Genomic DNA, 13,767 nt, shown 5'->3' on the forward strand with positions numbered 1-13,767 from the left:
GGCCGAAGGGCCCGGCGCGAGCCGGGCCCTTCGGGTGAAGCAGGGTGAGTTCGGGTTTGGACCCCGGACTCAGCTGATCATCAAGACTACTTGACGATCGAGCCGGACCACACAGCAGCAGCCTGGTTGTAAACCGCAGCGGTCTCGCCATCGAAGTAGGCGGAGGTGCTGAGGTCGTAGCGACCGTTCTTGTCCTGGTCGCCGAACAGGCTGGTCACGCCGTTGACGTAGCCAAGACGCTTGCTGTTGTTGTACTTGACGAGCCACGCAGCGCCGTCGGCACCCGGGGTCATCGAGCACTTGAGGCCAACGTGCTCCTCGACCTTCTCGGCCGCGGAGACGTACACCTTGCCGGTGGTCTTGCCGTAGCACCACTTCGGCGTAACGCCGGTGTAGGCCTTGTTGCCGTCGGGGTGAGCGTCCGCCGGGTAACCGAAGACGAAGACCGTCTGGCCGGTCTTCTGGTTCCAGGTGAAGCCCTGGCCACCGACAGCGTTGCCCAGGGCACCGGTGTCCTTGATGAAGCCGTCGACGACGTAGAAGGTCGTCTTGAAGTAACCCTTGACCTGGGTCTCCTTCACCCAGTACTTCACGAAGTACTTGGTGATGGTGTAGTTGCCCTTGGCGTCAATCTTGCGGTAGCCGGGGCCGGTGTAGGCCTCGTACTCCGCCTTGGTGACGAACTCGGACTTGCCGCTGGCGGCCTCAGCCTTGGCGCCGTTCTTCTGCCCGGTGGGGGCATTGTCGTAGGCGTCCTTGCTGACCTCCTGCAGAACCTTCACGGCCGCCGGGTAGTCCGGGCCGACCGGGTCCTTGATGGTGTCAGCCTTGGCCCACGCGTCGGCGGACTCGCCACCGTTCAGGTCAACGGTCTTCTTGTACTCAGCCTCGGAGATCGCCGTGTCCTTGGTGAACTTGGCGCCACTGAAAGCGTCGTACTCGCTCTTCTTGACTTCCTTGGCGCTGCCGCCGCCGATCTGGATGCCGTTGTACACGGTCACGAACGCGTAGTCGCGGTCGCGGTCGTTGAAGACGCTGTAGTCATAGTGGGTGTAGGCCGTCTTACCGACGTAAACGCCGTAAGGGGTCTTGCCCTGGTAGTAAGCGGGCACGAAGACCCAGTTGTCCATGACGCTGGCGTTCTTCTTGTCGTCGTAGACACAGTGGCCGGCCGTGGCGACCAGGTTGTGGTACTTCGACTGGATCGAGGTGGCGGAGCACCACTTCAGCTTGGAGTCGGCGTCGACGAAGAACACCTTGCCGATGGTGCGCGGCAGGTTGATGTTCTTCACCACGGAGGTGGTGGTCTTGCCTTCCCCGGTGGGGAGAACGGAGCCGGGCTTGCCGTCGGGGGTGTAACCGCCACCGGCCTTCAGGCCCGGAGCCGCGGTGGTCTCCCAGGTGTAGGGAGTCGCCTTGGCCAGGTTGTTGGTGGCACCGTTAACGCCGAGCCAGAACTTGGCGACATCGACGGCGGCCGGAGCGTCCTTGGCCAGCGTGTCAGACGCCCAGTCGGGGTTGGCGTTGGCGGTGCCGGCCAGACCGGCGGCCAGCAGACCGGTGGCCAGGATGGCGCCACCGGCGGGGAGGAGGATGCGCTTCAAGGTAACTCCTTGGTCTGATGTGGAACGCTTCTTGCGTCCCATGCGTCAGTAAAGGGATAGCCAGAAACATACAGTGCGGATCTTGAGAATCGAAGCCGCTTTGGCGGGTAAGAACCCCATGCGCCCGGCCGTGACTCTTCCGTGATGTTTGAACGACCGTGAAGCCCTTGTCGCGGTTGACGGCGAAGGGCCGCGTTTCCGCAGATGGGCGTAAGGCTGTTGTAAATGTGACCGATGTGGTGTGAGTGCCCCGGTACGTTCGGTAACCACAATGATGTGACGCAGATCACACGAGATCAATGGCACCGATCTGGCCGAAGCCACGTCTAACGCGCACGATCCGCCGCCGAGCTATGGCTCCAGGGCCCCAGAAGGCCCTGAAATCAGGGGCTGTACGCCTCTGAAGGGCCGCACATTCGGCCGGTGAAGATCCCCGGACCCGACTGAGGGAACGGCCTCGGAGCGAGGCCGACAGCTCCTCTGGGCGGCCCGTCACACCGCCATGACCCCGGAAACGCGCACGGGACCCGGCGGCTGCCGGGTCCCGTGGGTGAGAGAAAGGGGTCCGGCCCTCGTCTCGGGCCGGATGGTCTTCAGGAGGTCATTTCGCCTGCTGGCTGTCCGCCCACCGGTAGACGTTGTAGGTGGACGCGATGAAGTACGGCGAGGAGATCAGGTCGTACTTCCGGTCGACGTCGGTGTCCCAGGCGAAGCTGTTGACGCCGTTGAGGTAGCCCAGGCCGTTGGCGGGGTTGTAGTTGACCAGCCAGGGGCCGCCGCTCGCTCCGCCGGTGAACTGGCAGTTGAGCGCGATGCCCCTCTCCACCAGGTAGGTGGGTGCCGTCCTTCGCTTGGTGCGTCCGACGCACGACCTCAGCTTCTGGCCGTCGTACGGCCGGCTGCCGTCGATCTGGGGTGCGGCGGGGTAGCCGAAGGCGAGGGTGGACTGGTTGATGCCGCGGTTGACCGCCAGGCCCTGCCCGCCGACGTTGTCCTCCAGGCTGCCCACGGGCTCCATCTCGTAGCTGCCCGCGGTCTTGCCCGGCTTCCACTTGAAGCCGTCGTGCACGTTGACGAAGGCGTAGTCGTAGTCGTAGTCGCCCTTGCCGACGAAGTCCTCGTGCAGGTTGAGCGAGTGGCCGACGTAGATCCCGTACGGGGTGTCACCTCTGTCGTAACCCGGGATGAAGATCCAGTGGTCGGCGTGCCTGCCTTGCTTGGCGTCGTAGGCGCAGTGCCCGGCCGTGGCGACCAGGCTCCGGCTCTTGGACGCCACCGCCGAGGCGGAGCACCAGTAGTCCTTGCCGCCGATGCTGAAGAACACCTTGCCGACCGTTATCGGGGAGTTGCCGGCGGTCGGCGGGGTCTTCCGGGGGAGGGTGGGCAGGACGGTCGTCGAGGACATGGCGGCGCTGCCGTATGCCAGAGCGGGGGTGACGGCGGCGGTCGTGGTCGCACCGCCCGCGGCCGCGGTAGTGGCGGTGGGCGTGGGCGTGGGCGAGGCGGGCGTCGATGGGGTACTGCCGCTGCTGGGCTTGGCCCCGGGCATGGCCGGTGTGTTGTCCTGTGCGTCCTTGATCCTGCTCGGGCTCCAGTACTCCGCGATCCGCTTCATGTCCGCGCTCGACTTGGTGAGCGTGATGGAGGTGATGCTGTTGGGCGCCGCGTAGAAGTAGGTGGTGTCGGCCCCGGCGGCTCCGGCGAACGCGGACAGCGCGAGCACACCACTGGCGACGAGGGCGCCGAGGGTGGTCGCGAACCGCCGTACGCGGGGGGACATGAGGGCCGCTTCCTTCGGGGGATCAGGAGGTGAACAGGGGATACAGGAGGTTATTTTTCCAGATCAACTGGGTTTTGGGCAGCTCAGTTGGTCAGTCTGCTCTACACCGTTATCCGATGAAGACTGTCCTACAAGGCATAAGTACCCCGTCAAAGCGGGGAGGGGCCCCCGTGGTGGGGACCCCTCCGCGCTCACGACGTCCGTGCCTCAGGAGGGGAGCTTCCCGGTCCAGAGGTTGGCGGCGTGCTTGTAGATGCCGTAGGTGTCACCGTTGAAGTACGGGGTGGTGACCCGGTCGTAGCGGTTGTTCTTGTCGCTGTCGAGCGTCAGGCTCACGACACCGTTGAGGTAGCCGGTCCGCTTGCTGCTCTTGTACTGCAGCAGGAAGGGGCCACCGCTGGCGCCGGGGGTGAAGGCGCACTTGATCGCCTGCTGCTCCTCGGCCTTGAAGGCCGAGACGACGGGCGCGGCAGCGGTCGTGCCGTAGCACCACTTCATGGTCTGGCCGGAGTACGGGCGGTCGCCGTCGGGGTGGGCCCCGGTCGGGTAGCCGAAGGTGAAGACCTTCTTGCCGAGCTTCTGGTTCCAGCTGAAGCCCTGGCCGCCGACGTTGTCGCCGAGACGGCCGGCGGAGGCCACGGTGGTGATGTAGTGACGGAAGATCACGTACTTCACGGACGCGGTCTTCTTGATGTACTTCACCACGTAGTAGTGGGTGAGGGTGTAGTTGCCCTTGTCGTCGACCTTCTTGTAGGCCAGGCCCTTGTAGTCGTCGTACTCGGACTTGGTGACCTGCTCGACGCGGGACTCCAGCTTGGAGCCGCTCTTGGGCCAGTCGTCCTGGTCCAGCGTCTTGCCCTTGAGGGTGACCTTGTCGTCCTTCAGGCCGTAGGCGTCGCCGGTGACCTTCTCCCAGGCCCACTTGTCGACCTCGGACGCGATGGCGAGGGCGCCCTTGTACTGCGGGCCGACCTCGTCGTCGGAGGAGATGTTCTCGACCTTGCCGAGGCCGCCCTTCTGGGTCCACCTGTCGTAGGTCTCGAGGTCGACGGTCTTGGGCTCCTCGCGGCCCACGCCGCCCTTGTCGACGTGCGCCTTGTAGGTCTTGTAGTCGACTTCCTTCTCGGCCTGCTGCTTGATGCCGTCGTAGACGTTGACGAAGGCGTAGTCGTAGTCGTAGTCCTCGTAGACGGTGAAGTCGTCGTGGGTGTTGACCTTGGCGCCGACGTAGATGCCCCAGGGAGCCTTGCCCTGGTAGTAACCGGGGATGAACACGAAGTTGTCGAACGGCTTGTTCGTGTCGGTGTCGTAGACGCAGTGGCCCGCGGTGGCGACCAGGTTGCGGTACTTCGACTGCACCGAGGTACCGGAGCAGTAGCGCTCCTGGCCCTTGCCGTCGACGAAGAAGACCCTGCCCGTGGTGATCGGCAGGTTCAGGTTCTTGGACTGGCCGGCGGACTTGCCGCCCTCGCCGGTCGGGGCGACGACACCCGGCTTGCCGTCGGCGGCGGCCTTGGCGGCGCCGGTCTTCGACAGCTTGGCGGAGACGGTGGAGTCGCTGACGTAGCTCTTCGCCGACTTGAGCTTGGTGGAGTTCCAGTAGCCCGCGATGGCCTTCGCGTTACCGGAGGAGGTGAGCGCCGACGACTTGACGTCGGGCGCGGGCGCGGCCTGAGCCACGCCGGCGAGGGGTGCGCCGATCATGGTGGTGGCCACGAGGGCACCACCGAGAGGGAGGACCAGGCGCTTGGCTCGGGAGTTCAATCTAGCTCCTTCTTTGCCGCGGGCCGCTCGGGACGGCCCACGCATACGTAAAGAGACAAGTGGAGACCGTACTAGGCAAAGAACGGTTAAAGGGCGCTAAATCGGGCATACGAGTGGACCGTTATGTTTTCGTTACTAAAACCATGGAACCGAACTTTCAAGATCAACGTCTGATCTGACTCTGTTCGGCCGGTTCTCCGTATGTCTGCCGTAGACGGCCCTGACCTGTGGGAACGGAGGGGTCCGGCCGCGGAGGGCCGGACCCCTCGTCAGGCCGGCCGGCCGGACGTTCCGGCGGCCGGCCGATGGGGTGCGGTCACTTGGTCCAGCGGTTGGCCGCGACCTTGTAGACCCGGTAGGTGTCGCCGTTGAAGTACGGCGAGGAGACCTTGTCGTAGCGGTCGTTCTTGTCGGTGTCCCACGTGACGCTGTTGACGCCGTTGAGGTAGCCGGTCCGGCTGGAGTTCTTGTACTTCAGCAGCCAGGGGCCGCCGCTCGCGCCAGAGGTGAAGGCGCACTTGAAGCCGATGTGCTCCTGGAGGTTGTACTTCGGGGCGGCCGGCATGGCGCCGGTCGTGCCGTAGCACCACTTCATGGTGCGGCCGGTGAAGGGCTTGTCCCCGTCGGGGTGTGGGCCGGCCGGGTAGCCGAAGGAGAAGACCGCGCTCTTGACCTTCTGGTTCCAGGCGAAGCCCTGGCCGCCGACGTTGTCACCGAGCCGGCCGACGTTCTTGACGATCGGCTTCCACGTGCCGCCTGCGCCCTTCTCCCAGCTCACCTTGGAGCCGGAGCCGACGTTGACGAAGGCGTAGTCGTAGTCGTAGTCCTCCCGCACCACGAAGTCGTCGTGCGCGTTGAACCACTTGGCGGCGTAGACGCCATAGGGGTTCTTGCCGTTCCACGCCTGGTCACCGTCCCAGTAGGACGGGATGAAGACCCAGTTGTCGTAGAACTGGTTGGTCTTCACGTCGTAGACGCAGTGCGCCGAGGTGGCGACCAGGTTGCGGTACTTGCCCTGGATGGAGCTGCCGGAGCAGTACTTCCAGCTCGCCGGGGCCAGCGGGTTGGCGCCGGGCAGGGTGAAGAAGATCCGGCCGACGGTGTTGGGCAGGTTGACCTGCTTGCCCTTGGCCGACGTGGCACCCCCGGCTCCGGTCGGCGCGACCGCCCCGGCCTTGCCGTCGGGGCCGGTCGTGGTGGCGGCCGTGCCGCCCTTGACGCCGAGGTCGAGGCCGTCGGTCACGTCGGTGGCCTTGCGCATCCGCTCGGGCGACCAGAAGGAGGTGGCCTCGGCGGGGGTCTCCGAAGCGGCCGAACTGACCACGTCGTCGGGGGCGGTGCCGGCGTCGGCACCGGTGGTGGCGCCGATCACTCCGGCGATCATGAGAACGCCGGTGAGGGGGATCGTGAGGCGCCGTGCTCGGGAATTCATGGGGCTCCTTTCGTTCTCGGCGGGGACGGGACATCCCTGGCCGGGAAAACGATCGGAACGTTACTGAATCGATCAAGATATCGGCGATTAACTGACGAGAAAGGATATGGAATGGTTCCGTCCGATGCCGTCCTGTTATTTGAATAACCAATTGTTATGATTTAACGGATGGATATTTCCGCAGGTAGAGCATGCTTTGGCGCGGCTTCGCCGACCTCGCAGGCAACGGCTGGCAACAGTGGTAGCAGTGCTTACCACCGGTTCCTCGGATAACTGCGACACCTTCCGGTCATTGGACCGAACGGCGTTCTCTCCGGGCTTTCGCATGCCTGTGGACTTTCGGACTCCTCACCGCGCCGGCGCCGCTCGGCGCCCGGCCCGCGGGCGACCGGCCGCCGCCCGCGGGGCCGTCCGGCGGAAGGGCCACTCAGAAACAGGGCGGCGGCTCCTACGGCGTCAGCACGCGGGGGAGGCGTAGGGTGCGGCCATGTTCGCCGTAACCGCCACCCAGACCGATCCCGACAACCCGCTCGCCGGACTCACGCTCGGTGAGCACCCCGAGCCCGAGGTCCCCGACGGCTGGACCACCGTCACGGTGCGGGCCACCGGGCTCAACCATCACGACCTGTGGACGCTCAAAGGCGTGGGCATCCGCCAGGACCGGCTGCCGATCGTGCTCGGCTGCGACGCCGCCGGAGTCGACCAGGACGGCAACGAGGTCATCGTGCACGCGGTGATCGGCGAAGGTGCCGACGAGACGCTGGACCCCAGGCGTTCCCTGCTGTCGGAGACTTACGACGGCACCTTCGCCGAACGGGTGGCCGTGCCCCGGCGCAACCTGGTGCCCAAGCCGGCCGCGCTGAGTTTCGAGGAGGCGGCCTGCCTGCCCACCGCGTGGCTGACCGCCTATCGGATGCTGTTCGACAAGGCGGAGCTGGAGCCGGGCTCGACCGTGCTGGTCCAGGGGGCCGGTGGCGGGGTGGCCACCGCGCTGATCGCCCTGGGCCGGGCGGGCGGCTACCGGATCTGGGCCACCAGCCGGTCGGAGAAGAAGCGGGCGCGGGCCCTCGACCTCGGCGCCGACCAGGTCTTCGAGACCGGGGCCCGGCTGCCCGAGCGAGTCGACGCGGTGATGGAGACCGTCGGTCAGGCCACCTGGGACCACTCGCTGAAGTCGCTGCGTCCGGGCGGCCGGATCGTGGTCTCCGGCGCGACCAGCGGCGCCGTGCCGCCCGCCGACCTGAACCGGGTCTTCTTCCTGCAGCTCTCCGTGGTCGGCTCAACCATGGGCACTCGCGACCAGTTGGCCAGGCTGGTCCGGTTCATGGAGCAGACCGGTGTCCGCCCGGTGATCGACCGGACGCTCCCGCTGACCGGGGCGCGCGAGGGGTTCGCCGCCCTGTACGAGGGCGACGTGTTCGGGAAGATCGTCTTCACCGGGGCGGCCTGAGCCGGAGCGGGCTGAGCCGGGGTGGCCTGAGCCGGGGTGGGTTGACCCGGCGTGGGCTGACCCGGGCGCCCGCCGGGCCGAGCATCCCGACAGCAGCAGGGGCGGGCGCGGGCCGTACAGCAGGATCACCGGAGGGCTTCGCGGATACGGCGGGCGGCGTCGTAGAGCGCGTCCTGCGCGGTGGCCAGCGTCTCCTCGGTCACCTGCGCCCCGCGCGCGTCCTGGCGGACCTCCTCTACGAACTCGGCCAGCATCTGCCCGAGCTGGGCGCTGCTGTCGGGTGACCCGTGCCCGGTGAAGCCGTCGGCCCAGAGGCGCTTCCACTCATGTTTCCACTCGTGGGTCTGCCGTTGCCACTCCTGCTTCTGGCGTTGCCATTCCTGTTTCTGCCGCTGCCACTCGGCCTTCTGCTCCCGCCAGGACTCGCGGTGCTCCTCCTTGGCCTGCCGCTGTTCCTGTCTGGCGCCCTGGCGCACGTTGCGCGCCATCTGGGTGAGCTCCTCGCGCAGCGACTTGACCGTGTCGCGCACGTCCTCCTTGACCTCGCGGGCGATGTCGCGGACGGAGTCGGAGATCTCCTGCTCCAGGTCGGAGAGCTCGTCGAGCCGGGAGTTCAGCTCGTCACGGCCCCGGTCGGTGATGGTGAAGACCTTCTTGCCCTCCACGACCTCGTGGGTGACCAGGCCCTCCTCCTCCAGACGGGCGAGGCGCGGGTAGATGGTGCCGGGCGAGGGCGAGTAGACGCCCAGGAATCTGTCCTGGAGGAGCCGGATCACCTCGTAGCCGTGGCGCGGGCTCTCTTCGAGCAGCTTGAGGAGATAGAGCCGGAGCCGCCCATGGCCGAAGACCGGGCTCATGCCAGCTCTCCTTTCAGTAGTGTGACGTCCGCCGAGATGGTGATCGCCGACAGGGACGCCATACCGCCGCCGATCCTGCCGGTGAGCGACTTGGCCCCGGGCTGGTCGGAGCGGCTGAGCTCGGTGAAGGCGGTGTCGAGCCTGCCGGAGGTGGAGCGGATCGCGACATCGGTCTCGACCCGGTGCGGCAGTCGGAGCATGATGTCGCCGGAGGCGCTGTTCAGCGTCACATGACCGGTCGGTGGGAGCTCCAGATCAGCGGTGATCCGGCCCGAGACGGTGGTGGCCCGCAGCCGGCGCGGGGTGCCCTGGGCCACGGTCAGCTCGCCCGAGATGCTCTTGAAGGACAGGTCGCCGACCAGCCCCCGGCTCTCGACGGCGCCGGAGACGGTGTCGGCGTGGACCTCGCCGCTCACCCCGTCGAGCACGATCTCACCGGAGACGCTCTTGACCGAGGTGTGGCCCTCGAAACCGGCGACGACGGCGGAGGCGGAGACCACGCCCACGTTGACCGCGCATTCCTTCGGCACGGTCAGCGTCAGCGTCGCCCTCCGCTGGCCCGGACGGAGCCAGCCGAGCACGCCCTCCCAGGTCAGGTCCTTGTAGGTGACGGTGAGCGTGCCGTCGTCCTCATGGGTGACGATCAGCGGTGGCGTGCCGACGTCGGCGACGTCAAGGGTGGACGGGCCGTCGCTGGCCAGCACCGCCAGCTTTCCCGCCACGATCCGGACGTTGAGCTTGCTCACGGCCTCGAAGGTGAGCTGCTCGGGTTTCTCGATGGTCCACTGCCGCATGTTCGTGACCTCCTTGTAGATACACGATATGTCGCGTTATCGAGAAGGTCAAGATATATCGCGTCTGTGTCAGTCGTCCTCGTCGTCCAGCCGGGCCAGCCAGGTGGCCAGCCGTTCCACCGGGACCTCGAAGTCGGGGTTCAGATCGACGAACTCGCGCAGCCGCTCGGCCAGCCAGGTGATGCCGACCTCCTCCTCACCACGTCGCTCGACCAGCTCCTCGATGCCCCGATCGGTGAAGTACATCGTTCTCCTCGCAGTAACGGGGAAGTCCCCCACAGGAGTTCCTGTGGGGGACTTCCGGGGTGGTGCCTAGTTGAAGATCTCTCCCAGCATCTGCTGCAGTTCCGCCTCGTGCGCCGAGTGCGATCCGGTCGCAGGGGAGGAGTTGGCCTTGCGGGAGACCCGCGAGATCCGGCGTCCGCCGAACGCGTCCGGGTTCTCCGTCAGCTTCAACGCCAGGAACGGCCACGGGCCCATGTTGAGCGGCTCGTCCTGTGCCCACACCAGCTCGGCGCCGGCGCCGTAACGTGCCAGCTCGGCGGCGAGCGGGTTAGCCGGGAACGGGTAGAGGCGCTCCATGCGGACGATCGCCACGTCGGTACGGCCCTGCTTGTCGCGAGCCGCGGCCAGGTCGTAGTAGATCTTGCCGGAGCAGAGCACGATCTTGCGGACCTCGGCCGGGTTCACCGTGGTGTCACCGAGCACCGGCCGGAACGAGCCGGAGGTGAACTCGGAGACCGCCGAGACCGCCGCCTTGTGCCGGAGCAGCGACTTGGGCGTGAACACCACCAGCGGACGGTGCCGGTTCGACTTCGTCTGCCAGCGCAGCAGGTGGAAGTAGTTGGCCGGCAGGGTCGGCTGGGCCACGGTCATGTTGTCGTAGGCGCACATCTGCAGGAAGCGCTCGATGCGGGCCGACGAGTGGTCGGGGCCCTGACCCTCGTAGCCGTGCGGCAGCAGCAGGGTGACGCCGGAGCGCTGCCCCCACTTCTGCTCGCCCGCGGTGATGTACTCGTCGATCACGGACTGGGCGCCGTTGACGAAGTCACCGAACTGGGCCTCCCAGGCGACCAGGGCGTCGGGACGCTCCACGCTGTAGCCGTACTCGAAGCCGAGCGCGGCGTACTCGCTGAGCAGCGAGTCGTAGACGTAGAACTTCGTGGTGCCCTCGTTGAACGTCTTGAGCGGGGTGTGCTCCTCGCCGGTGATGCGGTCCACCAGCACGGCGTGCCGCTGGACGAAGGTGCCGCGCCGGGAGTCCTGGCCGACCAGCCGGACCGGGTGGCCGTCGATCAGCAGCGACCCGAAGGCGAGGGTCTCGCCCATGCCCCAGTCGACGCGGTCCTCGGCGACCATCTGGCCGCGGCGCTGGATGACCGGCAGCAGCCGCGGGTGGACGGTGAAGCCCTCCGGCAGGTTGAGCTGGGTCTCCACGATCCGCTTGACGGTCTCCTCGGAGATCCCCGTCGGGGTGTCCTCGTGCGACCAGGGCACGTTGTCCACGTCGATCGGCCGGGTGAACTCGCCGGTCGTCTCCTTGGCCACCTCGCGGGTCGCGGCGAAGGCGTTCTCCAGCTTGGCCTGGTAGTCGCGGAGCGCGCTCTCGGCCTCCTCCACCGTGATGTCGCCCCGGCCGATCAGCGCCTCGGTGTAGAGCTTGCGGGTGGACCGCTTGGCGTCGATCAGGTCGTACATCAGCGGCTGGGTGAAGCTCGGGTTGTCGGCCTCGTTGTGGCCGCGGCGCCGGTAGCAGATCAGGTCGATCACCACGTCCTTGCGGAACGCCTGACGGTATTCGAACGCCAGCTTGCCGACCCGGACCACGGCCTCGGGGTCGTCCCCGTTGACGTGGAAGATCGGTGCCTGGATCATCCGGGCCACGTCGGTCGCGTACACGCTGGAGCGTGAGGAGGCCGGCGAGGTGGTGAAGCCGACCTGGTTGTTGACCACGATGTGCACGCTGCCGCCGGTGCGGTAGCCCCGCAGTTGCGACAGGTTCAGCGTCTCGGCCACCACGCCCTGGCCGGCGAAGGCCGCGTCGCCGTGGACGAGCACGGGCAGGACGCTGAAGCCCTCCTCGCCGCGCTCCAGCAGGTCCTGCTTGGCGCGGACCACGCCCTCCAGGACCGGGTCGACCGTCTCCAGGTGGGAGGGGTTGGCCACGACCGAGGCCTTGAGCTTGCTGCCGTCGGGCGACACGAAGTCACCGCTGGCGCCCAGGTGGTATTTGACGTCCCCGGAGCCGTGGGCGCTCCGCGGGTCGATGTTGCCCTCGAACTCGCCGAAGATCTGGCCGTAGGACTTGCCCACGATGTTGGCCAGCACGTTCAGCCGGCCGCGGTGGGCCATGCCGATGACGGCCTCGTCGAGGTCCTCCTCGGCCGCCGCGGAGAGCACCGAGTCGAGCAGCGGGATCAGGGACTCGCCGCCCTCCAGCGAGAAGCGCTTCTGACCGACGAATTTGGTCTGCAGGAACGTCTCGAACGCCTCGGCGGTGTTGAGCCGCTCCAGGACGCGCAGTTGCTCCTCGCGGTCGGGCTTGGCGTGCGGGCGCTCCACCCGCGCCTGGATCCAGGCCCGCTCCTCGGGGTTCTGCATGTGCATGTACTCCACGCCGATGGTGCGGCAGTAGGAGTCACGCAGCACGCCGAGGATCTCGCGCAGCTTCATCAGGGGACGGCCGCCGAAGCCGCCGGTGGCGAACTCGCGCTCCAGGTCCCACAGGGTCAGCCCGTGCGACTTGATGTCGAGGTCGGGGTGCTTGCGCTGCTTGTACTCCAGCGGGTCGGTGTCGGCCATCAGATGGCCGCGGACCCGGAAGGCGTGGATCAGCTCGATGACCCTGGCCGACTTGGCCACGTCGTCGTCGTGCGTGGTCGAGATGTCCTGGACCCAGCGGATCGGCTCGTAGGGGATCCGGAGGGCCTCGAAGATCTCGTCGTAGAAGCCGTCCTCGCCCAGCAGCAGCCGGTGGATCTGACGCAGGAAGTCACCCGACTGGGCGCCCTGGATGATCCGGTGGTCGTAGGTGCTGGTGAGCGTCATGACCTTGCTCACCGCGAGGCGGGAGAGCGTGTCGGGAGAGGCGCCCTGGTATTCGGCGGGGTATTCCATCGCGCCGACACCGATGATCGTGCCCTGTCCCGGCATCAGACGCGGCACCGAGTGGACGGTGCCGATCGTGCCGGGGTTGGTCAGCGAGATCGTGGTGCCGGAGAAGTCGTCGACGCCGAGCTTGCCCGACCTGGCCTTGCGCACGACGTCCTCGTACGCCACCCAGAACTGGCGGAAGTCCATGTCCTCGGTCGACTTGATCGACGGCACCAGGAGCTGCCGGGTGCCGTCGCTCTTCGCGACGTCGATGGCCAGGCCGAGGTTGACGTGCTCGGGCTTGACCAGCACCGGCTTGCCATCGGCCTCGGTATAGGAGTGGTTCATCTCCGGCAGGGACTTGAGCGCCCTGACGACCGCGTAACCGATCAGGTGCGTGAACGACACCTTGCCACCGCGTCCGCGCGACAGGTGGTTGTTGATCACAATGCGGTTGTCGATGAGCAGCTTCGCCGGAACCGCGCGGACACTGGTCGCCGTCGGAACGACGAGGCTGGCCTCCATGTTGGCCGCCGTCCTGGCGGCCGCTCCACGGAGTCGGACTTCCTCGGCACCGGCGGGCAACTGCGTCTCCTGCTTGGGCTTGTCCGCCGGGGCGGCCGCGGGGGCCGCTGCCTTCGGCGCGGGGCTTGCCGGTGCGGGGGCCGGGGTCACCGGTGCCGCAGCGGGGGGTGGGGTGGCGGGCGCGGCAGGGGCCGCTCCCGTGGGTGCGGCTCTGCCGGACCCGGAATCAGAGGTGTAATCAGCGAAGAAATTCCACCAGGCACGGTCCACGGACTCGGGATCCTGAAGGTATTTCTGGTACAGCTCGTCGACAAGCCATTCGTTCTGTCCAAAGGCTGCCAGCGGGTTTGTCCGCGACGACTCAGACGACACGGCGGAAATCGCCCTCTTCCGCAGATCGGCGTTGATGATAGAGAACTTGTCCAAGGCTACTCGCCTGGACTCGGACCTGCGCCAGTCTGACCGAGG

General features: G+C 66.9%; 9 protein-coding genes. 1 reads left to right on the forward strand and 8 read right to left on the reverse strand.

Annotated features, from left to right (window positions below):
• Window positions 1–86 precede the first annotated feature (86 nt).
• The 4 genes from OHA77_RS26745 to OHA77_RS26760 all read right to left on the reverse strand — a co-directional run bounded on the left by OHA77_RS26745 (window position 87) and on the right by OHA77_RS26760 (window position 6,580).
• Entirely contained in the window at window positions 87–1,604 is a 1,518-nt protein-coding gene (locus OHA77_RS26745) for a hypothetical protein (protein ID WP_406312189.1), read from the reverse strand.
• 601 nt (window positions 1,605–2,205) lie between these two features.
• Entirely contained in the window at window positions 2,206–3,384 is a 1,179-nt protein-coding gene (locus OHA77_RS26750) for a trypsin-like serine peptidase (RefSeq protein ID WP_406312190.1), read from the reverse strand.
• 207 nt (window positions 3,385–3,591) lie between these two features.
• Window positions 3,592–5,148 carry a trypsin-like serine peptidase gene (locus OHA77_RS26755; protein WP_406312191.1) on the reverse strand — a complete coding sequence of 519 codons (1,557 nt, stop codon included), beginning with the start codon at window positions 5,146–5,148 and terminating at the stop codon, window positions 3,592–3,594.
• Between the two features lie 316 nt (window positions 5,149–5,464).
• Window positions 5,465–6,580 (reverse strand): trypsin-like serine peptidase, encoded by a 1,116-nt coding sequence (locus OHA77_RS26760; RefSeq protein WP_406312192.1) that lies wholly within the window; start codon window positions 6,578–6,580, stop codon window positions 5,465–5,467.
• A gap of 487 nt (window positions 6,581–7,067) precedes the next feature.
• Here OHA77_RS26760 and OHA77_RS26765 point away from each other — a divergent pair, with 487 nt between their 5' ends.
• On the forward strand, window positions 7,068–8,030 hold the full coding sequence (locus tag OHA77_RS26765) for a zinc-binding dehydrogenase (RefSeq protein ID WP_406312193.1): 963 nt from the start codon (window positions 7,068–7,070) through the stop codon (window positions 8,028–8,030).
• A gap of 125 nt (window positions 8,031–8,155) precedes the next feature.
• On the opposite strand, the gene OHA77_RS26770 is transcribed toward OHA77_RS26765, so the two are convergent.
• The 4 genes from OHA77_RS26770 to OHA77_RS26785 form a co-directional block, all read right to left on the reverse strand.
• Window positions 8,156–8,887 carry a helix-turn-helix transcriptional regulator gene (locus OHA77_RS26770; RefSeq protein WP_406312194.1) on the reverse strand — a complete coding sequence of 244 codons (732 nt, stop codon included), beginning with the start codon at window positions 8,885–8,887 and terminating at the stop codon, window positions 8,156–8,158.
• A complete protein-coding gene (locus OHA77_RS26775) occupies window positions 8,884–9,681 on the reverse strand; it encodes a DUF4097 family beta strand repeat-containing protein (protein WP_406312195.1) in 798 nt (265 codons plus the stop codon). The genes OHA77_RS26770 and OHA77_RS26775 overlap by 4 nt, the downstream gene beginning before the upstream one ends.
• A gap of 69 nt (window positions 9,682–9,750) precedes the next feature.
• Complete coding sequence (locus OHA77_RS26780; protein WP_326825453.1) at window positions 9,751–9,927, reverse strand: DUF6104 family protein; 177 nt, start codon at window positions 9,925–9,927, stop codon at window positions 9,751–9,753.
• A gap of 66 nt (window positions 9,928–9,993) precedes the next feature.
• Window positions 9,994–13,671, reverse strand: a complete 3,678-nt coding sequence (locus tag OHA77_RS26785; RefSeq protein WP_326825452.1) for a multifunctional oxoglutarate decarboxylase/oxoglutarate dehydrogenase thiamine pyrophosphate-binding subunit/dihydrolipoyllysine-residue succinyltransferase subunit — start codon at window positions 13,669–13,671, stop codon at window positions 9,994–9,996.
• Window positions 13,672–13,767 lie beyond the last annotated feature (96 nt).

Origin of the sequence: Streptosporangium sp. NBC_01639, from assembly GCF_045209755.1 — a bacterium.
Taxonomy (GTDB): domain Bacteria; phylum Actinomycetota; class Actinomycetes; order Streptosporangiales; family Streptosporangiaceae; genus Streptosporangium.